Source organism: uncultured Pseudoteredinibacter sp., assembly GCF_947500695.1.
Classification (GTDB): domain Bacteria; phylum Pseudomonadota; class Gammaproteobacteria; order Pseudomonadales; family Cellvibrionaceae; genus Pseudoteredinibacter.
The window spans coordinates 1-26596 of record NZ_CANMSS010000017.1 but is presented as its reverse complement, the minus strand read 5'-3'; the positions used below and the strand labels follow the sequence as shown (position 1 = coordinate 26596).

General features: G+C 47.2%; 24 protein-coding genes. 13 read left to right on the top strand and 11 right to left on the bottom strand.

Annotation, left to right across the window (positions count from 1 at the left end):
- Positions 1-130 precede the first annotated feature (130 nt).
- Complete coding sequence (locus tag Q1A08_RS20770) at positions 131-631, top strand: DinB family protein (protein WP_299776318.1); 501 nt, start codon at positions 131-133, stop codon at positions 629-631.
- A 29-nt stretch (positions 632-660) separates the two neighbouring features.
- Here the strand turns inward: Q1A08_RS20770 and Q1A08_RS20765 are convergent, their stop codons facing one another.
- From Q1A08_RS20765 to Q1A08_RS20755, 3 genes are all read right to left on the bottom strand, one after another.
- Complete coding sequence (locus Q1A08_RS20765; RefSeq protein WP_299776317.1) at positions 661-1845, bottom strand: CaiB/BaiF CoA-transferase family protein; 1185 nt, start codon at positions 1843-1845, stop codon at positions 661-663.
- 83 nt (positions 1846-1928) lie between these two features.
- Positions 1929-3014, bottom strand: a complete 1086-nt coding sequence (locus Q1A08_RS20760; protein ID WP_299776316.1) for a rhomboid family intramembrane serine protease — start codon at positions 3012-3014, stop codon at positions 1929-1931.
- Between the two features lie 113 nt (positions 3015-3127).
- Complete coding sequence (locus Q1A08_RS20755; RefSeq protein WP_299776315.1) at positions 3128-4114, bottom strand: NAD(P)H-quinone oxidoreductase; 987 nt, start codon at positions 4112-4114, stop codon at positions 3128-3130.
- A 388-nt stretch (positions 4115-4502) separates the two neighbouring features.
- Here Q1A08_RS20755 and Q1A08_RS20750 point away from each other — a divergent pair, with 388 nt between their 5' ends.
- Positions 4503-6026 carry an FMN-binding glutamate synthase family protein gene (locus Q1A08_RS20750; RefSeq protein WP_299776314.1) on the top strand — a complete coding sequence of 508 codons (1524 nt, stop codon included), beginning with the start codon at positions 4503-4505 and terminating at the stop codon, positions 6024-6026.
- Between the two features lie 62 nt (positions 6027-6088).
- On the opposite strand, the gene pdxH is transcribed toward Q1A08_RS20750, so the two are convergent.
- Positions 6089-6736, bottom strand: a complete 648-nt coding sequence (gene pdxH / locus Q1A08_RS20745; protein ID WP_299776313.1) for a pyridoxamine 5'-phosphate oxidase — start codon at positions 6734-6736, stop codon at positions 6089-6091.
- Positions 6737-6885: 149 nt separating this feature from the next.
- Here pdxH and Q1A08_RS20740 point away from each other — a divergent pair, with 149 nt between their 5' ends.
- From Q1A08_RS20740 to Q1A08_RS20695, 10 genes are all read left to right on the top strand, one after another.
- The gene (locus Q1A08_RS20740; protein WP_299776312.1) at positions 6886-7506 is read left to right on the top strand and encodes a molybdenum cofactor guanylyltransferase; all 621 of its coding nucleotides are present in this window, start codon (positions 6886-6888) and stop codon (positions 7504-7506) included.
- A 66-nt stretch (positions 7507-7572) separates the two neighbouring features.
- Positions 7573-8550: a GTP 3',8-cyclase MoaA gene (moaA, locus tag Q1A08_RS20735; protein WP_299776311.1), complete on the top strand. Its 978-nt coding sequence runs from the start codon at positions 7573-7575 to the stop codon at positions 8548-8550.
- Positions 8551-8571: 21 nt separating this feature from the next.
- A complete protein-coding gene (gene moaB, locus Q1A08_RS20730; RefSeq protein ID WP_299776310.1) occupies positions 8572-9087 on the top strand; it encodes a molybdenum cofactor biosynthesis protein B in 516 nt (171 codons plus the stop codon).
- Between the two features lie 52 nt (positions 9088-9139).
- The gene (locus tag Q1A08_RS20725; protein ID WP_299776309.1) at positions 9140-9514 is read left to right on the top strand and encodes a VOC family protein; all 375 of its coding nucleotides are present in this window, start codon (positions 9140-9142) and stop codon (positions 9512-9514) included.
- Between the two features lie 39 nt (positions 9515-9553).
- Positions 9554-9847, top strand: a complete 294-nt coding sequence (locus Q1A08_RS20720) for a DUF1244 domain-containing protein (RefSeq protein WP_299776308.1) — start codon at positions 9554-9556, stop codon at positions 9845-9847.
- A 44-nt stretch (positions 9848-9891) separates the two neighbouring features.
- Entirely contained in the window at positions 9892-10764 is an 873-nt protein-coding gene (locus tag Q1A08_RS20715; protein ID WP_299776307.1) for an MOSC N-terminal beta barrel domain-containing protein, read from the top strand.
- 136 nt (positions 10765-10900) lie between these two features.
- On the top strand, positions 10901-12316 hold the full coding sequence (locus Q1A08_RS20710; protein ID WP_299776306.1) for an aldehyde dehydrogenase family protein: 1416 nt from the start codon (positions 10901-10903) through the stop codon (positions 12314-12316).
- A 251-nt stretch (positions 12317-12567) separates the two neighbouring features.
- Positions 12568-13542: an asparaginase gene (locus tag Q1A08_RS20705; RefSeq protein WP_299776305.1), complete on the top strand. Its 975-nt coding sequence runs from the start codon at positions 12568-12570 to the stop codon at positions 13540-13542.
- A 47-nt stretch (positions 13543-13589) separates the two neighbouring features.
- On the top strand, positions 13590-14777 hold the full coding sequence (locus tag Q1A08_RS20700; RefSeq protein WP_299776304.1) for an alanine--glyoxylate aminotransferase family protein: 1188 nt from the start codon (positions 13590-13592) through the stop codon (positions 14775-14777).
- Between the two features lie 303 nt (positions 14778-15080).
- Entirely contained in the window at positions 15081-15467 is a 387-nt protein-coding gene (locus Q1A08_RS20695; protein WP_299776303.1) for a GNAT family N-acetyltransferase, read from the top strand.
- A gap of 25 nt (positions 15468-15492) precedes the next feature.
- On the opposite strand, the gene Q1A08_RS20690 is transcribed toward Q1A08_RS20695, so the two are convergent.
- On the bottom strand, positions 15493-16719 hold the full coding sequence (locus tag Q1A08_RS20690; protein WP_299776302.1) for an acetyl-CoA acetyltransferase: 1227 nt from the start codon (positions 16717-16719) through the stop codon (positions 15493-15495).
- Between the two features lie 230 nt (positions 16720-16949).
- Here Q1A08_RS20690 and Q1A08_RS20685 point away from each other — a divergent pair, with 230 nt between their 5' ends.
- Positions 16950-17294: an energy transducer TonB gene (locus tag Q1A08_RS20685; protein WP_299776301.1), complete on the top strand. Its 345-nt coding sequence runs from the start codon at positions 16950-16952 to the stop codon at positions 17292-17294.
- Here Q1A08_RS20685 and rimI read toward each other — a convergent pair.
- The 6 genes from rimI to Q1A08_RS20655 form a co-directional block, all read right to left on the bottom strand.
- On the bottom strand, positions 17291-17749 hold the full coding sequence (gene rimI, locus Q1A08_RS20680) for a ribosomal protein S18-alanine N-acetyltransferase (RefSeq protein ID WP_299776300.1): 459 nt from the start codon (positions 17747-17749) through the stop codon (positions 17291-17293). The genes Q1A08_RS20685 and rimI overlap by 4 nt on opposite strands.
- 16 nt (positions 17750-17765) lie before the next feature.
- Entirely contained in the window at positions 17766-18647 is an 882-nt protein-coding gene (locus Q1A08_RS20675) for a hypothetical protein (RefSeq protein WP_299776299.1), read from the bottom strand.
- Between the two features lie 165 nt (positions 18648-18812).
- Positions 18813-20348 (bottom strand): 2-isopropylmalate synthase, encoded by a 1536-nt coding sequence (locus Q1A08_RS20670; protein WP_299776298.1) that lies wholly within the window; start codon positions 20346-20348, stop codon positions 18813-18815.
- A 365-nt stretch (positions 20349-20713) separates the two neighbouring features.
- Positions 20714-21172 (bottom strand): MarR family transcriptional regulator, encoded by a 459-nt coding sequence (locus Q1A08_RS20665; RefSeq protein WP_299776297.1) that lies wholly within the window; start codon positions 21170-21172, stop codon positions 20714-20716.
- Between the two features lie 30 nt (positions 21173-21202).
- A complete protein-coding gene (locus Q1A08_RS20660) occupies positions 21203-21673 on the bottom strand; it encodes a glutathione peroxidase (protein WP_299776344.1) in 471 nt (156 codons plus the stop codon).
- Positions 21674-21859: 186 nt separating this feature from the next.
- A partial coding sequence (locus Q1A08_RS20655) for an Ig-like domain-containing protein (RefSeq protein ID WP_299776296.1) occupies positions 21860-26596 on the bottom strand: 4737 nt, incomplete at its 5' end.

The following is a 26596-nucleotide window of genomic DNA, read 5'->3' as shown; positions in this document are numbered from 1 at the left end:
TTCATTCACTTTAATTCTCCCACGCTTCCTTATAACATTATCAGGCCCTGTGATTACAATCGTGCACAAGGGATAAGCCTGTAATCAAATCAACGAAATTCTACTTTCCCCCTTTAACATGGAGCAAATAATGCAGCAAAAGCGATTGAGTGGATTAATGATCGATTATAAGGCCTGGGCAGATAAAAGAATTTTAGAGACGCTATCTGATCTCCCTGATGAACTTTTAGCTCAACAACAGAAGATTATTTTTGGCAGCATTCTCAACACGATGAATCACATCTACAGAATTGACTTGATATGGAAAGGACACTTAGAAAGCAAGCCAAATAGCTTTCGATCGAAGACACCTTCCTGCCCAGCGGGTATCAGCACACTGCTAGCGGAAATGTCAGAGCTCAACCAATGGTTTTGCAACCATGAAGAAAACTTAAGTGATAAGCAACTAAGAGAAGTGCTTGAATTCTCTTTTATCAACGGAGAAAAAAGTGCAATGACAAGAGAAACCATGCTTCTTCACGTCTCGAATCACTCCACTTATCACCGTGGCCATATAGCCGATATGCTCTATAACCTTGGAGAAAAGCCGCCGGTTACCGATCTGCCAGTTTATATTCAAAGCAGCCAATGAAAGACATTGACCGTCAGCTGCCTAAGAGTTTATTCGATTACACCACTCGCCTTCAGACGCGCAAGCTCTTCAACGCCTATACCTAACTGCTGAAGTACCTCATCATTATGTTCACCTAATTCCGGCCCAACCCATTCGGTGCCACCAGGGGTACGATCGAGTTTTGGCAAAATAGCTGGGATATCTAAGGGTTTACCGTCGATTTCAACTCTCTCAAACATTCCACGCGCTTGATAATGTGGATCTTCCAGCATATCTTCCACGTTGTAGATTGGACCTGCGGGAACTCGCTGCTCCGCCATTACCGCTAAGACTTCATTGATCGGCCTCGCTGAACACCAGCCCGATAGAATTTGATCAATTTCGTCTTCATGCTCTACTCGGCCAGCGTTATTCGCAAGGCGCAGATCAGCTGCCAAATCAGGGTGACCAATGCCACTCATCAAGCGTTTGAAAATAGAATCGCCATTGCCACCGATAACGACAAACTTGCCATCTGCACAGCGGTAGGTATTAGTAGGTACGATGCCTGTTACCGTAGTACCGGAAGCTTCTCGTACTTTACTTGCGCCGGAGTATTCTGGTACTACGGCTTCCAACAAATTGAACATAGCTTCATACAAGGCAACATCAATCGTTTGCCCTTCGCCTGACTTCTGTCTCTCGATTAAAGCCAGTGCTATACCTAGTGCAGCATGAATACCCGCTATGGTATCGCCAATACTTAAATTAGGCCGCACCGGAGCTTCGCCAGGGAAGCCATTAACATGACGAAAACCAGAATACGCTTCACAGACCGATGCGAAGCCTGGCTTTTTAGCATTGGGGCCATTTTGCCCATAACCTGAAATTCGAGCATAAACCAAGGCTGGATTAAACTGTTTAACGTCTTCAGGTCCTAAAGCCCAGCCTTCCATTACACCGGGGCGAAAGTTTTCAACTAGTACATCAGCATCTTTGAGAAGCTCTTTTAACAAAGCCTGCCCTTCGCTTTGTTTTAGATCGATACAAACACTCTTTTTATTACGCGCTAGGCTGTACCACCAATAAGAGGTGCCGTTATTTAATTCTCGCCAGCCACGAATAGGGTCGCCACCAGGCGGCTCCACCTTGATGACCTCCGCGCCAAAATAAGCCAACATGGAGCCAGCGAAAGGACCCGCCAATAACTGCCCCACCTCGATTACTTTGATGCCTGCTAATGGCTTGCTCATATGCTTACTCCAATCTGGCGGTACAATATAAAGTTACGGTCAGGATAAAGTTACGGTCAGGGTGAAAACTTACAATCAATTGCTCAACGTTTTAGCTGAATTGACTCATGCCCTAATATACTCAGCAAAGGGTTTTTTCTGTGTACCCAGTCCTTTAATAGTATTGCGAATAACAAACCAGCCGCGAACCCTGCGATATGCGCGGCGTAGTCCATACCATCATCAAAAAACAATAAGCCTGCAACATTTATTCCCAGCCACAAGGCAAAAAACCATATCACCGAGAGTTTTTTCTGATAAACAATAAACATAAAACTTAAGCTGGCATGGCGAAACCAAACCATATACATAGCGAACAAACCAGCAATCGCACCGCTCGCGCCTAAAGAAGGTATATCAGAGCCGTATCGCCACATCATCGTTCCTAGCGACGCTAAGACACCGCATGTTAAATAGAGCAGAAAATATGGAATATGTCCGAGAGCATCCTCTAGGTTGTCCCCAATAATGGCCAAAAAGTACATATTACCTACGATATGAAATACCGAACCATGTAGGAACACACAGCTCAACAGTGTCCACCACTGACCTTCAGCTGCCACTATAGATGGCGTCATTCCGAACTGAGTTATTACCCAGTTATAGCTGTCATCGTTAAAGAAATAGGCCAAGAAGATAGCGATATTTAAAGCCAGCAGCGTGTAATTCACATAAGGTGTTTTTTTTGCCTTGATATTAAATTCAACGGGCAACTGAGAGAGCAACTGGAAAAAATACGTCTTCCAACTTAGTCCCTTGTTAAGTTCCTTTAGGTGCGTGTCAAGCTCAGGACTTTGCTCTACAGGTGGCAATTCCCCCCGATCCAACCAGCTGCCATTGCACTCAATACATATATCTATTTCTAAGTGAAAATGCTCCAACAAATGGTGTCTTTGCATATTCACCTGGCAGCTCGGGCAATCAATCTCTGAATCCCCTAAGCTTTCACCAAAGCTCTCACTGAAACAGCCCAAATCAACATCGGGGTTCTTAGAGCGAATAACGGCATTGACCTCGTCTTTATCAAACCACAAACCACCACAAAGTCGGCACAGGTCCAGCTCTTGTTGTTCATAGCGATGCTGTATCAATATTTCATCGACACAGCGGGGACATTTCTTATGGGCCATAGCGATCTCTATTGCTATTTTGGGTTGCTAATTTAGAGTGGCTATATTGAGTTGTTATTTGGGCCTGCTCTTTATAGCTTTTTTTAATTTGCGCTTTTCTTTATTAGCTGCTCTTACTCTACCGCTAAAACAACCTTACCTATCAGTGCATTAGACTCCATTAATTGATGGGCCTCGGCGACGTCCTGAATAGGAAATTCTTTAGCCAGTAGAGGTTTAAACTTGCCAGCTTCTATCAAAGGCCAAACGGTTTCTTTTAAATTATTAGCAATCGCGGCTTTCTCTTGATCCGTCTGGGGACGCAAAGTAGATCCCGTTAAGCTTAAGCGTTTAGCCATTACCGGTCTAAAATCAAGCTCCGCTTTCGCACCGCGTAAGAATGCAATGCTAACAATACGACCATCTCTAGCTGCCATAGTCATATTTTTTTGAATGTAATCACCGCCAACCATATCCAATATGACATCAATGCCCTTAGCTTCACTGGCCTTTTTTGAGAGCTCGACGAAATCATCATCTTGATAATTCCAAACGACATCAGCACCTAACTGTAAACAAGCTTGTTTTTTTTCTTCGCTGCCCACCGTGGCAAACACTTTAGCCCCTAAGGCTTTCGCCATTTGAATGGCCGTAGTGCCGATCCCACTTGCGCCACCGTGAACCAAAAAGTTCTCACCAGTTTGTAAGCGCCCGCGATCAAAAACATTGGTCCATACAGTAAAGCAGGTTTCGGGTAATGCAGCGGCCTCGGCCATGCTCAACCCCTCCGGCACCGGCAAGCACTGCTCAGCAGGTACGACAACATGCTGAGCATAAGCGCCACCATTGCACAGCGCACAGACCTTGTCTCCAAGCTGCCAGCCTGTTACTCCTTCACCCAAGGCAATGATTTCACCTGAGGCCTCCAAGCCCATAATTGGGCTCGCACCTGGCGGAGGCGGGTATAAGCCAAGGCGCTGAAACACATCAGGGCGGTTCACACCAGCATACGCAACCTTGATTAAAACTTCACCGGCCTTAGGGCTGACATCCCCAACCTCTTGCCACACCATATTTTCTGCTGCGCCAGCTTCTGTTAAGCCTATGCCCCATATACTCATTATCTACTCCTATTGAAAGGTTTTCGCCTTTGCTGTTTACCCTAATTTTACGGGGCTTATAATGTTGCAGCAAAGGATCTAGGTCCTGCTAACACTTATTCGGCCGTCACTGTTAGAGCTAAAATTGCCTTAATCACGGCGCGAGGCGCGTAGTTTGGTCGCTCCAAATAAGCAACGAGCAACACCGAGTAAGGCAATTTTAGCCTAACCCGAAGGGCCGACTTATTTCATCGCTCGGCTGTATTGGTGCTCGCTATAGAGGAATCACTACAATATGCTCACACTACCTTGCCAATTCGACGAAATAAGTTCGGCAGTGATGGCAGAATAAGTGTTAACAGGTCCAAAAATACCTCTAATGTATAACATAGCCTGAAGGAAAACTACGATGCTCAGCGATGTAATGCACGGCACGGCCGCTCTGTTTATCGAATATGCTGCCTTGTTACTACTGCTTGCGCTAATAACGCTAATTGGCGTGATTGTTTATATGTACTGGGTGGATGTTACTCAAACCCGCCACGCGATACGCCGCAACTATCCAGTGATCGGTCGCTTTAGATATTGGTTTGAACATCTAGGTGAGTTTTTTCGCCAGTATTTCTTTGCCATGGATAGAGAAGAGCTGCCCTTTAATCGGGCTCAGCGTACATGGGTTTATCAAGCCGCCAAAAATATTGATACCACGACAGCTTTTGGTTCTACCCGCCCACTAAACCAAGCGGGTGACATCGTATTTCTTAATGCCCTATTCCCAAAACTAAAACATCAGTTTAGTGATGCCGCGCCAGTTGTTTTTGGCGAGGGCTTCGCTAAGCAAGCCTATGCGGCGAATAGCGTATTCAATATTTCCGCGATGAGTTTTGGCTCACTGTCTTCAGTAGCCGTTACGGCTTTATCCAACGGCGCCCAAAAAGCTGGAATTTGGATGAACACCGGAGAAGGCGGCCTATCGCCCTATCACCTTAGTGGCGGTTGCGATATCGTGTTTCAAATTGGCACCGCCAAGTATGGTGTGCGTGATGAACAAGGCAATTTGAGTGACGATAAATTACGAGAAGTAGCTGCCCATCCAGAAGTTAAAATGATCGAACTAAAACTTGCACAAGGTGCCAAGCCCGGCAAGGGTGGCATTTTGCCGGCCGAGAAGGTAACGGCCGAAATTGCGGCAATCCGAGGGATAAAAGAAGGCCAAGCTTCGCTTAGCCCTAATGGCCATCTTGATATTGAAAACCTTGATCAGCTGCTCGATAAAATTCACCACATTCGCGAAGTCAGCGGCTTACCAGTTGGCTTCAAGGCCGTCATTGGACAGAGCCACTGGTTACGGGAGCTATGCGAGCTTATTCACCAAAAAGGCTTTGAGTACGCACCCGATTTTATCACCATCGACAGCGGTGATGGTGGCACAGGTGCCGCCCCACAATCATTGATTGACTTTATGGGCTTACCAATAAAGCGTAGCTTGCCCTTACTTATCGATACATTGGTGGAATACGGTTTACGCGATAGAATTCGTGTGATCACTTCAGGCAAGCTAATCAATCCAGCCAATGTGGCCTGGGCCTTGTGTATCGGTGCCGACGTTGTGGTTTCAGCCCGTGGCTTTATGTTTTCTTTGGGCTGCATTCAAGCGCTACAGTGCAATAAAAATACCTGCCCAACTGGCATTACCACCCACGACAAAGAACTACAACACGGACTAGACCCTACAAACAAAGCGGAGCGTGTCGCTCACTTTGCCAAAAATATGCTTAAGGAGCTAGATGTAATAGCGCATTCCTGCGGAGTGGAAAATGTTCGGCATTTAAACCGTAGCCACGCTCAAATAATCAATGAACATGGCCTGCCAGAGCCTATGGAGTTAGTCTTCCCTGAAGCTAAATCTAAGACAGAATTTCAAAAACACTAGGATATAAGCTCGAGTCCAGTTGTTAGTGATGATTAGTTACAGCAACTGGGCTTATAAACTCTCTAAGGCGCTAGGCGTTTAATATCCCAACTACCTACTTCTGCTTTTCGATACTCAAAGCGATCATGCAATCGATTAGCGCCGCCCTGCCAAAACTCAATTCGCTCAGGCACAATTCGATAGCCGCCCCAAAAATCGGGCAGTGGAATTTTACCAGCGGTAAATTTTTCCTTCATTGAAGCAAATTGCTGCATTAATAACTGTCTTGAAGAAACGGGTCGGCTTTGCTCGGAGGCCCAAGCAGCTAGCTGGCTTTCCTCTGGGCGGGACAAAAAGTATTTTAGCGATTCTTGCTGACTGACTTTCTCAGCGCGCCCAGCTATCTTTACTTGACGCTCTAATGCATGCCACGGAAAGTGCAAACTAACCCTTGGGTTTTGTGAGATTTCCTGCGCTTTGCGCGAGCCATAATTGGTATAAAAAACAAAACCCGCTTCGCTAACGCCTTTAAGCAAAACAATACGCTGGCTGGGCTGGCCTTCTGAATCTACCGTGGCCACTGTCATTGCAGTTGGATCTTTAAGCCCAGCATCAACAGCTTGCTTTAACCAGTGCTCAAATTGCGCTATGGGGCAATCCTTAAGCTGATCACGGTTTAAACCCCCTTGCAGGTACTCTCGTCTTACTTGGTCAATGGATAATTCTGCCACTGTATTCCTCGCCCCAGCTCTTCTAAAATCACTATCGTAACAGCTAGATTATAAACCAGTGCCACCCTAATTGGGGTAGCCGAGATCAAGTAGAGCCCTATGTCGAAATTCAGACTAGTATTGACCAAGCTAAACCAGAGTAGACCATCGTGAACTGTGCCAGTGTCATATTATGTGGTGGTGAAGGGCGACGGATGAAACAAGCCTTTGACAACAAGGCCCTGGCCCAATACCAGGGCCGCAGCCTCTTGGAACATGCGTTGGAAAAGCAAATGGAAGGCATCATCTTACTAAGCTGCGGCCCCAAGCCTTTCAGCACAGCGATAGAAAAGGAGCTTGAAACTGTAATTGGACAACTGTCGCTGGAGCCCAGCTTGCTTTACGACGCAAGTAAGGAACATTATGGTCCTTTAGCCGGGATTTTGAGTGCTTTAGAGTATTGTGCCTATCAGCAACTAGAAATTGACGCGCTACTCGTTTCCCCAGTTGACACCCCCAGACAAACGCCCTCACTGCACAAGCAGCTTTTAAAGGAAGCGGAGCTAGGCAATTCTGAGCCGCGCAGTGATATCATACTAGCCGAATGTGCCGGCCGCTCACACCCCTTGCATAGCTTATGGCCTTTAAGCTGCCTTGCTGAGTTAAAAACCTACCTTGAATCCGGCGAACGACGCGTTATGGGTTTTATCCGCCAATGGGGCTATCGCAGCGTTAACTTCGATAACGCTGAAAGCTTTAAAAATATCAATAGCCCTGAAGACCTCCTTTAAGCTGGATTAACAAATTTTGACCATTTCGACACTGGCAGCCGAAGTCACTTGGGTTAATATCAAGCTATGACACTTAGCGACTCTTTTGGCAGACAGATTGATTATTTACGGCTTTCCCTGACGGATCGCTGTGATTTTCGCTGTGTCTACTGTATGGCAGAGGATATGGAGTTCCTACCCAGAGCCCAAGTACTGAGCCTAGAGGAATGCGAAACCCTAGTAGAAACCTTTGTACAGCTAGGGATAAAAAAGGTTCGCTTGACCGGCGGCGAGCCCCTGATCCGCAACGGGGTAGTTGATTTAGTCCGACGTTTAAAGCAAATACCGGGCTTGGAAGAGTTACTGCTGACCACCAATGGTTCGCGTCTAGAAGAACTAGCACCCGCCTTAAAAACAGCCGGTCTAGATCGTATCAATGTCAGCTTAGATACCCTAGATGCGGACCGATTTAAAGCCTTAAGTCGTACAGGCAAGCTCGAAAAAGTGCTAGCAGGTTTACAAGCTGCCAAGGCTGCTGGTTTTAAAAGAATTAAACTCAACAGCGTTATTCTGAAAAACCGCAACGCCGACGAACTAGAAAACTTAGTAGAGTTTGCCCTGCAAGAGCGCTTTGACATTTCTTTTATTGAAGCTATGCCACTGGGCCATATTGACGATCACCAGCGCAGTGAAGAGTTTATCAGCTCTGCAGATATTCAAGATGTTTTGCAAAAACGCTGGCAGCTAAAAGATAGCAATTACAGCACAGGCGGCCCGTCGCGTTATTGGCAGATAAATGACAGCCAAATCGGCTTTATTTCCCCCCATAGCGATAATTTTTGCGCCAGCTGTAATCGTATACGCGTAACCGCAGAAGGGCGCTTATTATTGTGCCTCGGCAATGAGCACTCACTCGATTTAAAAGCCATTATGCGGCGCTACCCTGGCGAAACAGAGCGTCTAAAAAACAGCATTATCGACGCAATGGGCAATAAACCCGAGCGTCACCACTTCGACATTAATGAGACTCAAATCGTCCGCTTTATGAATACCACTGGCGGTTAATTTGGTCTGTAAGGATTTTTCATGAGCAAACCAAGCCCAAGCGACACAGCTATTCCATTGCGCATTGCCGTACTGACCGTTTCCGACACCCGCGATAGCAGCAACGATACTTCTGGCGATTTATTAGTAGAACTGCTGGAAAAAGCCGGCCACACCTTGCAAAGCAGAGATTTAGTAAAAGATGATATTTACCAGATTCGTGCCGTTTGCTCCCAGTGGATTGTTAACCCCGAAGTTCAAGTAATTTTAATTACCGGCGGCACAGGGTTTTCAGGTCGCGACAGTACTCCGGAAGCCATAAGCCCACTATTGGATAAAGAGGTGATCGGCTTTGGCGAAATGTTCCGCTACATTTCTTTAGAGCAAGTCGGCAGCTCTACCATTCAATCTCGGGCCATGGCTGGGCTCGTGAATAAAACCCTTATCTTTTGCTTACCAGGCTCTAATAATGCTTGCCGTACTGCTTGGGACGGAATTCTACTTGAGCAGCTAGACAGCCGCCAAAGGCCATGTAACTTTGTGGGTCTATTAAGCTAAGTACGACAGTGAACCCAAACTCATAAAAGATAGCCAGAGACTGGAGGCCTAGGTGAATTTAAATCAAGTTACCATTGACGCTCACGATTTAGCGGCCTCGGTCGCCTTTTATCAACTGCTCGGCTTAAATCTTATTGTCGATACCGATCACTACGCCCGCTTTGAATGTCCAAACGGCGAAGCTACATTTTCACTGCATAAGGTCGACGCAAAGCCCCCTGCTAATGGCAATGTCATTTACTTTGAAACCGACAAGCTCGACGAGGAATATCAACGCCTCAGCGCAGCGGGTGTCGAGTTCACCCAATCCCCTAAAGACGAGCGCTGGCTGTGGCGCGAAGCGCGCTTATTCGATCCCAGCGGCAATCATATTTGTCTATTCTGGGGTGGAGAGAATCGCAAAAATCCTCCCTGGCGCGTAAACTAGTCCCAAGCAAGAAACCTATTTTTAGATTCAGAGATAAGCATGGATAAACAAAGCCAAACCGAACTTGAAGCGGCGACTTTTCGACGCTTGTTAAAACACTTAGATGAGCGTAAAGACGTTCAAAATATAGACCTTTTGATTCTGGCGGGCTTTTGCCGTAATTGCCTAGGCAAATGGTACCAAGCGGCAGCCGATGAGCAAGGCATTGAGTTAGAGGCCGAACAAGCACGAGACATTGTTTACGGTATGCCCTATGCTGAATGGAAGGACAAGCACCAAAAAGAGGCCACCCCTGAACAATTAGAGGCCTTTGCTGCACTACAAAATAAGTAAGCTACTGCGTCATTAGTTACAGGGCCACCAATTAAGGAAGTTGCATGCCACGCGTTCGAGTCACCGATCTTTTTATCTACCCGGTTAAATCACTGCGTGGCATCGCCCTGAGTCAGTCTAGCCTAACTTATACGGGCCTCTTACACGACCGTCGCTGGATGATTGTTAGAGCCGATAACGGCCAGTTTGTCACTCAGCGACAACTTCCCAAAATGGCCTTAATCGCCACGGCGCTCGATGAGTATCATCTTCACCTTAAAAGCCCAGAGCTGATGCCCTCGACACCTACTGTTCAAATCCCGATTGAACTACCTGACGGCCAAGAAATGAAGGCAAAGGTATGGCGAGATGAATGCCGGGTCCTAGATGCTGGCGATGAAGTAGGCCATTGGCTCAGCCAAGCCTTAGCGAGCCCTAAGCCCTTGCGCCTTGTCGCGATGGCTCCAGACTTCAAACGTCTGCAAAGCCAAGCCCATCGCTTCGGCGATCAAGCGGCAATATTTGCCGACGCCGCACCCTTTCTTTTTGCCAACCGCGATTCACTAGAAGTGCTAAACCAGCGCCTCGCGGCCGAAGACAAGCCTACGGCAGTAATTGAGCAATTCCGCCCCAATATTGTCGTTGCCGGGTTAGAACCCTTTAGTGAGCATGACTACAAACGTATTCACAACTCCGGCGGTGAATACACTCTGCAGCTTCATGATCGCTGCGAGCGCTGCAGCATGATCAGCGTAAACCCCAAGACCGGCGAACGCTACCCTGAGCAGGAACCCTACAAAACCCTAGCACTCTATAACGCCATGCCCGACAAACCCCAGGCCGCAGCCTTTGGTGAAAACGCCAGCTTAATGCGCGGTGATGGTCAAAATATCGGCGTTGGCGACTGGTTATCGATCGATCGAGAGCTGGAAGATTAACCAACCCTATTAGGGTATATACGCCCCAAACAATCTATCGTACTGTGCCTGCTAAAGTGATCATAGCTGCCCAATTGCTGTGCATAGCAACAGGCTTTACTACACAGTGCGGCGCCGTCTAGACGAGGAGTATTTGATGAGTAAATTACACGATAAGTTTTATATCAATGGCCAGTGGCAAGATGCCAAAGGCCAAGGCCGTCACGATGTGATTCACCCTGCCACCGAAGAAGTGGTCGCTACAGTTGCACTGGGTAATCAAGAAGACGTAGATAGCGCTGTAACTGCCGCACGTGCCGCCTTCGATAGCTGGAGCACCAGCAGTGCTGATTTTCGCGCTGACTTGATCCGTAAAGCTGCCGCCCGCTTGCGTGAGCGTCGTGACGACTTAGTGGCTGCCGTATCCCAGTCCATGGGTTGCCCACCGCATATTACTCCTTGGCTACAAATCGATGGTCCAGTAAGTGCCTTTGAGGGTTACGCCGATCGCTGTGCTGAAATGGAAAAAGTTAAAGAGGTGAATAACTCTTTGGTAGTTAAAGAGGCCGCCGGCGTATGTGGTTTCATCAACCCGTGGAACTATCCGCTTAATCAGCTAATGGGCAAAATTGCACCGGCCCTAGCCGCCGGCTGTACTATAGTGGTTAAACCTTCAGAGCAAACCCCATTACAGGATATCGTCGTAGCGGAAGTGTTGCACGAAGTAGGCTTCCCTACGGGCGTGTTCAACCTAGTTATTGGCCTTGGCCATGAGGTTGGTGCCGCACTGTCCAGCCACCCTGAGATCGATGTGGTTTCTTTCACCGGTTCTACTCGCGCAGGCATTTTGGTCGCCGAGGCCGCAGCTCCATCTGTTAAACGAGTTACCCAAGAGCTTGGTGGTAAGTCTGCCTTTATCATCACTGAAGATGCCGACTTAGAAGCTGCCGTTAAATGTGGCGTTGACGACGTCATGATCAACACCGGTCAAACCTGTACTGCACTAACTCGCATGTTGGTACCTGCGAGCAAGTACGATGAAGCTGCCCAAATCGCTAAGGCTCACGCTGAATCTTTAGTTGTAGGCTATGAAGGTGAAGAAGTTTTTGTTGGCCCGATGTCATCTGCTCGCCAAAAAGATACTGTGCAACGCTATATCGAAATCGGTATGGAAGAAGCAACTTTATTGACAGGTGGTCTGGGTGCACCTGAAGGCCTAGAGAAAGGCTTCTATGTGAAACCAACCATCTTCCGCGATGTAAACAATGAGATGCGTATCGCTCGTGAGGAAATCTTTGGCCCTGTTATCGTTATGATTCCTTATCAGGATCTAGATGACGCAGTAGCCATCGCTAACGATACCCCTTACGGTCTTTCTAGCGGTGTTTACGCGAAAAATAAGGAAGACGGTTTGGCAATCGCTCGACGCTTTAGAGCCGGTCAATGCTATGTAAATGGCGGCGGTTTCAACTACGACGCTCCATTTGGTGGCTACAAGCAGTCTGGTAATGGTCGCGAGTGGGGCGATGAAGGCCTACACGAGTTTGTGGAAATCAAAGCGATCCAACTGTAAGCCACTGAATAACGACTAGCTCGTTTCGTTATAGCTTTTGAAATCCGCTGCTAGAGATAACAGCGGATTTTTTATTTAAGGCCAGAAGTGTAGTAGCTGGCAAGCGGCCTTGCTTTAGATTTGCCCAGAAAAACTCGAAGCCACCGAACCAAACAGCTATTCCATCTACAATTGATCTCTCTAAAAGCAATAAAACATCAGCAATGTTAAAATCACCCCATTTAAAGCTAATTAGAAAAGGGGAACGGACTATGCATCATACGCTTGTGATTTATGCTGGCGGCACAATAGGAATGGCCCCCGGCCCAAACGGCCTTGCCCCGAACGCAGAGCTAGAAAGTAATCTACGTCACGCACTAGCTGCCCATGAACAAATGGCTGATTTCGATTTTATTAGCATGAGCCCACTGATCGACAGCTCAGACGCTACCCCTAGCGATTGGCAGCGCTTAGCAGACACCATCAAAGCCAATAGCGACTACAAGGCCTACATCATCCTTCATGGTACAGATACCATGGCCTTCGCTGCAGCGGCACTATCTTTTATGTTCACTGGCAGCCCTAAAACCATCATCTTCACAGGCTCCCAAGTACCTCTACTGCTACCAGAGAACGATGCCGTAGATAACTTTATGGGTGCCTTGCGCAGCCGCGATGGTGGCTACCAAGGAGTTAGCCTTTATTTCGGAGACCAATTACTGGAAGCCAACCGCTGCCACAAGGCCAGCAGCCAGGACTTTCATGCCTTTGTAAACAACAATGGCAAGGGAACAAAACCAGCTACAGCCTTTGTTTATGACGGCCAGATCACCCCAGAACAGCATGGTAGTGTAGGGTTGATATACTTCTACCCAGGTATTAGCGCCGCAAGCGTTCAACAAGCATTGTCCTCTAAAGACCTAAAATTAGTTTTGTTGCTAAGCTTTGGGGCAGGTAATATACCTGCCGCTGACTCTGCCCTAGTCGCCGCATTAGCTGAAGCCAAAGGGAGAGACATCTGTCTTTTCAACATCAGCCAATGCCGCCACGGCAGAGTGCAACAGGACAATTATGCGACTGGCAGTGTATTGAGCCGCGCAGGCGTAAGGCACGCTAGCGACATCAATCTCGAGGCCGCCTTTGCAAAAGCCCATGTACTCATAGCTCAAGGATTACAAGGCCCAGCCCTAGCCGATGCAATGTGCGCCAACCTTGCCGGAGAGATTGGCGGCAATAGCCAAGAATGAATTTTTAAATCACGACATCAAGTACAACAAATACAATAGGAAACACCATGGCAACACCTTTTTACCCGCCGACGAGAACCCTGATGGGACCTGGCCCCTCCGATGTAAGCCCGCGCGTATTAGCCGCCTTAGGCCGCCCAACTATTGGTCACCTTGACCCAGAGTTCGTTACCTTAATGGACGAAATCAAAGGCCTATTGCAAATGGCCTTTCAAACCAAAAACCAATTAACTATTCCGGTATCCGCGCCAGGCTCTGCTGGCATGGAAGCTTGCTTTGTTAACCTGCTCGCGCCAGGCGACAAAGCCATTGTTTGCCAAAACGGTGTATTTGGCGGGCGCATGAAAGAAAATGTAGAACGCTGTGGCGCTACCGCCATCATGGTGGAAGATGACTGGGGTACCCCAGTAAGCGTCGACAAGGTAAAAGCCGCCTTTGCCGAGCACCCAGATACCAAAGTACTGGCCTTTGTACACGCGGAAACCTCTACCGGCGTAGAAAGTGATGCGGCTGCTTTGTGTAAAATTGCTGCCGACAATAACGCCCTTAGCATTATGGATGCCGTAACCTCTCTTGGCGGTATTGAGCTGAAGGTGGACGAATGGGGCGCCGATGCCGTTTATTCTGGCTCACAAAAATGCCTGTCTTGTGTACCAGGCATTTCTCCCGTTACCTTTAGCCCTAAGGCGGTTGAAGCCATCAAGAATCGTGAGCACAAGGTTCAAAGCTGGTTCTTAGACATGCAACTCGTGATGGGTTATTGGGGGGGCGATAGCAAACGCGCCTATCACCACACCGCACCTGTAAATGCCATGTATGCCCTGCATGAATCATTAGTCATGCTGGAAGAGGAAGGCCTAGATTTAGCTTTTGAACGCCACCAGTTCCACCACGAAGCTCTGGTGAAAGGTTTAGAGGCCATGGGGCTAAATATGTTGGTAGACGAATCTTGCAGACTGCCACAATTAAATCTTGTGCAGATTCCAGAAGGTATTGAAGACGCCGCTGTTCGCTCAGCCTTGCTATCACAATACGATTTGGAAATCGGTGCGGGCCTTGGCGCTTTTGCAGGTAAAGCCTGGCGCATCGGCCTAATGGGTCAAGCTTGTTATGAAGAGAACGTACTGCTTTGCTTGAGCGCGCTAGACAACATACTAGCAGCGCAAGGCGCTACACACGAACGTGGCGCGGCTGTGACAGCAGCCATGTCACATTACGACAGTGTTGGCGAATAGTTTAAAACGACACTGTTATCAAACGAGAAGCCTCAGCAATTGCTGAGGCTTTTTTATTTGCGCTCAAGAATTATTGGCTTGCTAATTGCTCTCATTGCTTGAACCTACGGAATACCATTGTTTTCTTCTTTTTAAAAACCACTTTGCGTTTAATACTGGGGCACTACAGCACACCAAGCACTAAAACAGTGCAAACAATTAACATAGAATATCTAAACACTACTTTAAGGACTATAGGTGATAAGACAAGAAACTGGCTGCCCAGAAGATATCGTAGAGCTACTGCAGCAGCACCGACTGGAAATGCTTAAACACTCCCCGGAAGAAAATGTGCATGCTTTAAACCAAGAAGCTCTACAAGGCAAATCAGTTTCATTTTTCTCCTACCGAGAAGATAAAGAACTCGCTGCTTGTGGCGCTATAAAACAATTTTCAAACAACGCAGCCGAACTGAAATCAATGAAAACCAAAGACGGTTTTTTAAGGCGCGGCATTGCTCAGTTACTTCTTGCCCACATAGAAAAATATGCGATAGAGCAAGGTATTGAAGCACTTTATTTGGAAACTGGCAGCGCCGAAGCATTTTACCCCGCCGTCGCCATGTATAGAAAAAATGGATTTACTGAATGCGGACCTTTTGCTGATTACCAAAGCGATCCGCATAGTTTGTTTTTTAAAAAGTGTATTTAATCATTAAGATTTCAAGCGATGTTGCTTAAACCCCCACCACAAAGCTTGCTGTAGTCGTAGCGCTACCACCAATATTTAAAGTGGCAATATTTTTTGCACCATACACCTGGTAAGAATCCGCTTGCTGACTGGCTTGCTTATAAGCATCCAGCATCATACGCACGCCGGTTGCACCGACTGGATGCCCCAAACCAATTAAGCCACCGCTTGGATTAATTGGCAGCTTGCCGCCCATTGCAATATCACCAGCTTCGATAGCCTTCCAAGATTCACCTGGCTTGGTCATTCCAAAATGATCGATAGCCATATACTCAGTCATCGCGAAACAATCGTGAGTTTCAATGGCGTCGATCTGCTCCAAGTTTACATTCGCGCGAGTAAATGCTTGTTTGATGGCTTGATTAACATGAGGGAAAACCAGCTCTTGATGTTCACTGGCAAGGATTTTATCACTATAAGCTATGCCTGCTGTTGTGTGCCCCCAGCCTTTAATGCGCGGAATTGCGTTAATATCCAGCCCATTTTTAGCGGCATACGTTTCAGCAAATTCTTTTGACGCTAGGAATACAACCGCAGCACCATCGGTAATTTGACCGCAGTCATTACGGCGTACTCGCCCACTGATAACCGGGTTTAATTCGTCGTTTTCGGTAAAGGCTCCTTCAGCAAACTCCCAGGCACGTGATTGAGAATTGGGATTTAACTTGGCATTATCATAATTAATACGAGCTATTTCGCCGAGGTGCTGATAATCGATGCCATAACGTTTTTCATACTCTAAGGTAAGCTCGCTAAACATATGGGGCCACATAAAAGTAACGCCCTGCCCTTCGTGCCCAGTGTATGCCGCTGAACCTAGGTACTCCGCCCCTTTATCGCCCGGCACATTACGCATATATTCAACACCAACGACGCAGGCTGTTGGATAGCGGCCCGATTCGATATCGGCCATTGCGGCAAGAATAGCCATGCTGCCCGAGGCACAAGCCGCCTCATGACGCGAGATAGGAAGCCCTCTGAACTCTGGAATTTTTTGGGCCAATACACCACCCAACATGCCCTGACCACAAAATAGCTCGCCAACAAAATTACCGACATGGGCGCTTTGGATATCCGCTGCGTCTAGCTGGCTAGAGGCAAGGCCATCGCGCACCACCTCTTCCATCATATCGCCTACTTCCAACCCCTGACGGGACCAATTACGGGCAAAGTCTGTCTGGGCTCCTCCCAGTATAAAAACATCGTTTGTCATTATTTTCTCCCGGCTAGAGTGCAAATTCACATTAGGGACGCCACATCAATGCCTGTAGCTTTTACTATGAGACTTAGGTTAACTAAAAGCCTCCTGGCTATCAAGCACTATATCGCCGCTTAAAACCCAAAGCTAAATCCACTAGGTTTTACTACTTAGGCCTTATTGAATACGCCCCTTTCCAAAACTAGAGTCAGTACATTATTAAAAGAAGACGATAAGGAATACAGTTGAGCAGAATAATCCTTGTGGCTATTGCCACTTTACTCATGTCTTGCACAGACAAGGACGCAAGATCAGTAGCATACTCTGCAATTTCAAAAACAGCCCCCATCTACCCCAAAGAAGCACTGCTTATGGGGATCGAGGGTCACTGCATACTATCTTTTACGATCACTCGAGAAGGGTACACGGCGAAAATCAAAACCGTAGAATGCAGTAATAGTGTTTTCGAGTTGGCCGCGATCAAAGCGGTGAGCGAATATCAATATTCACCCAGAAAAATAGACGATGAAGCGGTAGAAACAGCAAAGGTAGAAGAAAAGTTTAGCTTTCGAATTCAAGAAGAGATTTAAGTCGTCTCAAGCAAGGAAAGCGCATATAGCAAGGCATCTTCACGCCCCTGTTTCGTACACGGATAGTAGTTGGGGCGACAACCTAACTGGTGAAAGCCTAATTTTTCATAGAGCTTGATAGCGGGCACATTCGACGCGCGCACCTCCAAGAAAACTTCGCTAGTATCGGCCTTCAACTTAGAGATTAAGTGTTTTAGAAGTTTAGCCCCCAAGCCCTTTCCCTGCAGGCTCGTATCAACCGAAATGTTGAGCAGTTCGGCTTCACCGGCAACCTCTGAAGCTAGATAGTAGCCGCAAATTTTATTTTCTATTAGTAAGACGGCATGAAGGTGGCGGCTGCAATCTAGACGCTTAGAAAATTGATTTAATGGCCAAGGATGACTGTGTGCCGCTTGCTCTATTCGGAGCATGGATGCCAAATCAGTTTCTTGAATTGCACGAATTAATTCAGTCATGCTTTCTATTCGGAAATTAGCTGCCAGAGGACATAGTTTGCTTCATGGCTTGCCAAGCTTTCGCTTTTAGCTGCGGGCGCTCCAGCATCTCTGCAAGACTAGGCATGGTAATTAGCTGTGCAGCCGGGCTAACGCTAGCCCCCTGCAATTGTTCAGCCTTAATAAGCTGAGCATAACCGTTATGCTCTTTCGCTAAGGTTTCAGGCGGAAGTAAATGGAATGCATCAGTACCCATAAGCCACCAATCCTGCAACGGCTTATCCAGTAAGGTCTCTAAGAAGGCACCCAACATTTCGCGCGCCGCCTCTGCCCCGGTTTCAGCCTGAGGCATATCAAACATGGGCCACTGCAGAACTTGGGGCTTGGGCAGGTTCCCCAGCTTTAATCCGTACGCTTGCAACATACTAAGCAGTAATTTTTCCGTGGGCAGGGCTTTTTCACTATGACGACTATCGACAACCAATAGCTCATCAAAACGCCATACGCTTAAGCTGAAACGTAAAGCCTCAGCTGGCTGCTCAATCAAACTGCTTGCTGTTTTGGTCTCTTTAGCTTTGCTTGGGGAGCTTTTCTTGCGAGAGTTTTCAGGTTCAAAGCCAGCCAAGAGCTCAGCGGCACCCGCACCACCTTTCGCTGGTCGCTCCACAACAGCATTTTCAACAGGAGCGATATCTGAGTCACTGCTAACAGTTGCGGCAAGATTTGCCGAAGAAGTGTAGCCCTCAACCGAGGCCGCCCCTTCTATAACTGGCTGCCCAGCTGACTCAGCGCCCACCCCAACAGCAGCCGTAGGCCATTCACACTCAAAGGGTGCAGGCGCATTCGGCAATAAGCAACGCGGCATATAACTGTCGATGCCCATGGCGGCCAGGTATTGGTGGCGTGTAGTTTCGTACATTAGCAGGTCAACTGGTTGTTTGGAGGGCTATTCTAACCTGATCGGACGGATACGAAAACGCCCGGATGACATTCATGCCGGGCGCTTTATTTTTCAATAGCTAATGCGGTGGAAATTTACATTTCCACCTAGATGCAGTCTCGACACTTTAGCTGCTCTACCAGCTTATACACCGTGCTGTGGGTGAGAACGCACTCCAGACTCTAGCAAGTTTAAAGCATGCAGATAGGCTTTCGCGGAAGCAGCTACCACATCGGTATCGGCACCCACACCATTAACCAGCTGACCATTGCGCTCTAGGCGGACAGTTACGTCGCCCACAGCCTCGGTGCCTTGGGTAATCGCATTCACTGAATATAACAACAAGTCCGAGCCGCTTTGGAACTGCTTTTCAATGGCCTTAAACACCGCATCGACTGGGCCGCTACCTTCAGACTCAGTTTCGATCAGCTGCTCGCCAACTCGAATCGCCAATTTTGCACGGGGCGACTGACCGGTTTTACAGCTGACTTCCATACTTTCAAAGCCATAGGTTTCCTCAACCTCTTGAGCCTCGCCCACCAAAGCCTGCAAATCTTCATCGAAGATCTCATGTTTCTTATCAGCTAACTGCTTAAAAGCTTGGAATATCTGATTGAATTCACCATGCTCTTCAAACTGTATACCCAACTCTTCATAGCGAGCCTTCACTGCTGCACGGCCTGAATGCTTACCTAGAACAAGCTTATTGGTATTCCAACCGACATCTTCTGCCTTCATGATTTCATAGGTTTCACGATGCTTTAACACACCATCTTGGTGAATTCCTGATTCATGGGCAAAAGCGTTGGCCCCAACAATGGCTTTGTTTGGCTGAACAGGGAAGCCTGTGATGCTGGAAACAAGGCGCGAAGTTGGTACGATATGTACCGGATCAATATCGGTATATACCGGCATGACATCATGGCGCGTTTGTACCGCCATCACCAATTCTTCCAATGAGGCATTACCCGCACGCTCACCCAAACCATTGATGGTGCATTCCACCTGACGCACGCCATTCATTACCGCCGATAGTGAATTGGCGACAGCTAAACCTAAATCGTTATGGCAGTGGGTCGAAAAAATTGCCTTATCTGCATTAGGTACATTTTCGATCAGGCGCTTAAACATCAAACCATATTCAGCTGGCTCTCCGTAACCTACGGTGTCTGGAATATTGATCGTGCCCGCACCCGCATCGATAACGGCCTCAATAACTCGGCTAGCAAATTCAAACTCCGTGCGAGAGCCATCTTCCAATGAAAACTCCACATCATCGGTAAACTGTCTAGCGCGCTTAACGGCATCAATCGCTTGAGCCAAAACCTCTTCAGGCTCCATTTGCAACTTGTACTTCATATGAATAGGGGAAGTCGCAATAAAGGTATGGATGCGACCTGAGTTCGCATTCTTTAATGCCTCGCCGGCACGTAGAATATCCGGCCCCATAGCGCGGGCTAAACTACATACTGTGGAATCTTTTACGGTTTCGGCGACAGCCTTAACGGCCTCGAAATCACCTGGGCTGGCTATCGCAAAACCCGCCTCAATTACATCTACTCGCATCTTTTCTAGCATCTTAGCGATACGAATCTTTTCTTCTTTTGTCATGGATGCGCCGGGGCTCTGCTCCCCATCGCGCAAGGTAGTATCAAAAATGACCAATTTGTCCTTAGACATGGCTTATCACTCCAATGAAATCCTAGGCTTTTGCTATGGTTGCAACCTAAATAATAAATAGAAATTGTGTATAAAAACGGGGGAAATCAATATTAGCCGCGCAGCGGCAGTCGCTGCAGCTGGAGGCGCAGAGAAGCTAGCTCGAAAGAGCTGATGCGAGTATTTTTAGAAAAATGGCAATTCATGGCTAATACTGTTTGTGGCTACCTTATGTAGGAAGCATTGCTTACAGGCCACACATAGTACAGGCAGCCTAAAAACACATCAACAGCCATCCTAAAAATCAGACTTATTTAGGATAAAATTGCAAAAAGTAACGCAAAAACCCACCACAGGAAAAGGATTATCCTAAAATATGGAATTAATTAGGAAAATGAGTCTATCAGAGCATCCAGGTTTCCCGACAAAGCTTCCAAATCTAAGCCTTTAGTCCTTTCCCCCTCTCTAGCAAGCTGCATCCAGGCCAAGGCTTTTTCACGTATAGCGATAGCCTGATCTGTCAGGCGAATATGCCTTTCTCGCTCATCTTCTAGTCCCCTAAAGCGCTCCAACAAGCCTTTTGATTCCATGCGCTTTAGCAAGGGCGTCAAGGTACCTGAGTCCAACTGCAAACGCTGCCCCAACTGCCCTACCGTAGAGCTTTCTTGATCTTTGTCTTTCCACTCCCACATTAACATCAACACCAAATATTGGGGGTAGGTAATATCCAACTCTTTAAGCAGGGGTTGATATGCCCTTATGATTAGTCGAGAAGCCGTATAGAGGCGAAAGCAAAGCTGCTGATCTAAATAAAGCAGCTCAGTTTCAAGGGTTTCTTTAGGCATAGGCCTTCGTTGTCCAGAGTATTTAAGTATTTACAGTAAAGCTTCAATGGCCGCACGCATTGATTCTGGCTTATCTTTAGGCGCAAAACGCTGAACGGTTTTCCCATCTTTGGAAACTAAGAATTTCGTAAAATTCCATTTTACCTTTTTAGTACCCAAGATTCCTGGTGCCGCTTGCTTTAAATCTTCAAATAGCGGGTGAGCATTATCGCCATTCACATCAAGTTTCGCGACCAATGGAAAGGTAACGCCAAAATTCAACTCGCAGAACTCACTGATTTGGGAGTCGTTACCCGGCTCTTGGCTCGCAAACTGATTACATGGACAGCCAATAATGACTAAGCCTTTGTCTTTATAGTCCTGATATAGAGCCTCCAGCCCTTTATATTGTGGAGTAAAACCGCATTTACTGGCCGTATTTACGATTAACAGGACCTTGCCCTCATATTGAGACAAATCCAATGGCGCGGCGCCCGCTTGATTCAAACTGTGCTGAAAAATATTGCTCACTATATGCTCCTGATGTATTTGGGTTAAGCATTAACATTGCCAACAACTATATTGCGCACAATATAATAACTAAAAATAAAGCCCAGTACTAGCGTACTGGGCTATTTGAGAAACCCCACCGAATCGATAATCCCAAAGGCCCCTTAAAGCGGCCTAAGCCGCTTTAAGGTCAATTAGCTAGTGATCAAGTAGCGACTTCTGAGTATCAACCAAGCCCTGAATCATCTCGACATCGATATTTTCTTGGCCGACTAAGCTATCGAAGTAGCAGATATTAGCTTTATCTTGGCCCTCTAGTAACTCAGCAGGGATATCTCGGGCTTGCGAAAGCTCGGGAATTTCTACCTCAGCATCCTGGATAAGATCCATGATTTCGATAGCCTCACTATTATCCGCAGCACCAGAATCATAGCCAAACCAGACGTCATCAACACTTAGGTCATTACCGTCCTTATCCGTATAGCTCGAACTCAAACCAATGATATTGCCATTATCGGTTTCATCATTAGTTTGCGCATCCAAGTTAATACTGATAACACCAGCTTCATCCAAACCAAATAACTCGCCATCCTGCACTTGGCCATCGCTATTGCGGTCTTGCCATAGCTGCAAGTGAGAATAAGCGTCGTCATTTGCATCGAAAACACCATCCTGATTGCTGTCTAGTTCACGCAGAGCTTCAAAGCCATCTTTGGCTAAAGTGCCATCGGCTTTTTGGGTTGCTGCACCAAACAATTCTGAGCCATCGTTAATCTGCTGATCTTGGTTGCGATCGTAAACCAACAAAGCATCATCACTTGCAACCCAGCCGGTGACATCCAATTTGCCATCTGCATCGATGTCAAACTTCACTCCCTGAGTTTTAGAGATGGTTTCAGTACCATCGCCATCTAGATCCAACACCAGAGGAGTAATTAGCTGGCTCGCATCTGCACCGGCTATAGCGATAGTATCGATAGATACTGTTCTTTCGACACTGGCGTCAGGGGCAATATTGCTAATTCGTACCTTGTACTCTCCAGCCGTATCAGCATTTATCGAGATATCCACATCGTTTTCAGTTTTGCCATTGAACCTAATAGTTTTCTCTTCGATAACATTGTCATTCGGGCCTAGCACTTCGACTTTTACAATCTTTTTGTTCCCAGCTTCTTCATCAACCGAAATGGATGCTGTTAGCTCGTAAGTTTGCCCTGCTACAGCTTCAAAGCTTGTAACAGTAGAAGTAACGTTAGCACTCGCCGCCAATACTTGAGCATCACCATCAGGAGTAGAATCGCCCGTCCAGCTACCACTCAATACATTAGCGGAGTTTTCATAGGTTTTATCCGAAACTTCAATATCGAAATCCATTTCCTTTTCACTACCATCTGAGGACTCAGCAATAACTTTAATAGTTTTAGTACCCAGATCTGAGCTTTCCACCTCACGGGCTAAAGTTACAAGGCCTGACTGCTCGTTAATTGTAAACAAACCGCTGGCGTCATTATCTAATCTATAAGTTACGACGTCATTTGTATTCTCATCTATGGCCCTTGCCGTAACTCCTACCTCGTCACCGATTGAGGCATCACTGTATACGCTGTCATCCTCACCATCCTCATCGGTAATAGGGTTCAGTTCTACATTTTCAGCAACACTAACAGTAAATTCCTTCGAAGCACTTCGCTCTTCCCCTGTTGTAATAATTAGGGTAGAAACCTTAATGGTTAAATCGTGAGACCCGATATCTGCTGCGGTGGCATCCCTTGCTAAAGTCACCTGCCCAGTAATAGGATTAATCTCAAACAAATCACCATTATAATTTTCGAAACTATAACTAGTAGTGATTTCATTCGCTTTCAGATTTGTAGCCGCGGCCGTCACTCCAACGGACTGCCCCGCTTGACTAACATCAGTCACGACATTATCGGCATCATCATTATCTTTAAGGCTCAACTTTCCATTATCAATATCGATGTCAATTCCACCAACAAGAATAAAGTCTAATACGTCACTTATGTCACTCTCACCATTACCCGCCTCGTCAGTTTGAGTAACAAAAACTTTATAAGGCACTTCTTCATTTTTTATAAAGAACAGCGTTTCCTGGAAGCTCCAATCTCCGTTGTCATCTGCAGTAGTCGTTCCCAGTTTCTCAATGGTTCCATCAGCTTTTTCATTATAGATATGCACTGTAGCTCTCGCTTCAGCCTTACCACTAAAGGTTGGGGTTGTATCATCTATAGTAGAGCCTGGTACAACGAAACCAGTTTCCTTTCCTTGGTCGTCAAATGCGCGCAAACTTAATGGAGGCTCAGGAATCTCTGTATCAATAGTGATTGTATAAGGGCCAGTAACAGGGCTCGGCGTGCCACCACCAAAGACAGCATCCGCATAGAAATCATGCTTACCATCTGCCAACGGAGAGTTATCCTTAACCGTATAACTCCAAGTGCCGTCAGCTAACACCGTAGCAGTATCGATAAGAACTCCACCGCTGCTTGGATCTCCGTCGTAAATACGAATAGTAGCACCAGAAGGCCCTGTCCCTTCTACCGTTGGGGTTGCATCATCGGTTAAACCCTTATGAGCCACTTCATCTGTACGACCACCGGTGTTATCAACATCATCTAACACCCGAACAATACTTGGCGCCCCTGGGGTCGCAGTGTTAATAGTAAAGGTTAGGTCATCCGAAGCTGAGGATTCATTCCCTGCTTCATCTACAACAACGGCAAAAACCGTATAAGTGCCATTACCCAATGCCGGGCTCGGGTCGTACGTCCATGCTCCTGTTTGGTTATTTACAGAAATATTATCGTACTCTATTGGATCCCCGCCCAAACCATCATCCAGATAGAGCTTAACGTGCACTCCATCAGCTGCGTCCGAGAGTTTTACGGTTCCTTCAAATGTAGGCGTATTATCATCAATAACGGAGTTGTCCGCGATTTGTTCATAAGTGCCCACATCATCAAAGCCGGCGAAACTAGTTACTGCATCTGGCGCAGTTCTATCTACCGTGATTGAAAACGGCCCCGTTTGCGCCGATTCATTACCCACATCATCCACACTGCTCGCCGTGTAGACATGCTCACCTTCGGGCAAGGCTGTCGTCGGTGTGTACGTCCAACTGCCATCCGGTTGAACCGTCACTTCATCAACAAAGCTACCGTCTTTGTAAATACGGATGGTTTCACCCGCGGTACCGGTACCATTAATCTTCGGCGTGTTGTCATCGGTGTGATCACCGTTGTTCAACTTACCTTGAACATTACCCACGTTATCGTCCGCATCGGTGATTACAGGTACCGCGTTTGGCGTGGTATCAATAGTGATGGTGAAAGTATCTTCAACTTCATTACCCGAAGCATCTTCTGCCGTCGCTTTGAAGGTCACCGCGCCTTCCGGTAAGGCATCTGGTATTTGAATTTTCCACTCACCATTACCATCAGCGGTAACCGGACCATAGGTTTGACCGTTCACCTTTAAGGTAACTTCCGCACCCACTTTAGCACTGCCCACAATCAGTGGAGTAGTGTCATTGGTTTTCTCACCTTCGTTAATATCTTTAGTGGTATCCGCAGGCTCACCTGGGTTAGGTACGTCATCCACGGCTTTATCAATGGTGATAGTGATCGCCGTCGTATCCACAATAAAGCTAAGAGGGTTACTTGGTGCGCTTGGGCCATTACCCGCCTCATCTGTTAAAGCAATCTGAACATTGTGCTGACCATCCGTTAACGGCGGCTCTGGCGTATACTCCCAATTACCTTGGTCATCCACGTCCACGGTTGCCGTACGTTCATTCGGGGTACCGCCATCTATAATCACCGTCACCTTACCGTTTGGCTCTGTTACCGTGCCATGTAAACGCGGCTTAGCATCGTCAGTGGTGTCGCCTTCGTTAATTGGGCCGATTTGATCACCCTGATCATCTTCCGCATTTAAAGTGCCTGTGATCGTAATATCTGGCGGATTCGGAACACTGGTATCAACAGTTATAGTGTAAGGGCCTGTAGATGGGCTGACTTGTCCATTAGCACCACGTGCATCAGCATAAAATGTATGGACCCCATCATCCAAATCGGAAGGTGTTATATTCCATTTACCATCGCTACCGGTAGTAAAGGTCCCTAAGGCGATAGCAGCTTTATCGGTATCACTTAGACCGTTTGGATCGGCACTATATAGAGTAATTGTCGCATTACTCGGGCCGGTGCCATGAACTGTTGGAGTATCGTCATTAGTAATGCCACCATCGCTAATATCAACCTCATCTGCTGGATCATTAACATCATCCACAACACGCACAATACTAGGCGCGCCCGGAGTAGCTGTATCAATCACGAACTCAATAGGATCCGTTTCGTTAGATTCATTACCTGCTTTATCAACCACCTTCGCGGTTACTTTGTAACTGCCATTGCCTAGTGCTGGGCTTGGATCCGTACTCCATGTGGCTGGGTCACCTGGATTTGCACCCGCAGCCAAAGCGACATTAGTAATGGTTTGAACCACATTGTCGTTCTCATCACGGATAATCACCGTAACCGTAGAACCCATCGCGACTTCCGCCGCATTCACTTCACCGCTGAAGGTTGGGGTCGCATCATCAATCGTCGAGTTATTAACGATGGTGCCGGTTACCAAACCGACATCGTCTGTACCGATAAAGTTAGTAATGTCATCTGGCGACGTACGATCAACCGTGATCGAGAACGGACCGGTTTGTACCGATTCGTTGCCCACATCATCCACGCTGCTCGCGGTGTAAACATGCTCACCTTCTGGCAAGGCTGTCGTCGGTGTGTACGTCCAGCTGCCATCTGGCTGAACCGTCACCTCATCAACAAAGCTACCGTCTTTGTAAATACGGATGGTTTCACCCGCGGTACCGGTACCATTAATCTTCGGCGTGTTGTCATCGGT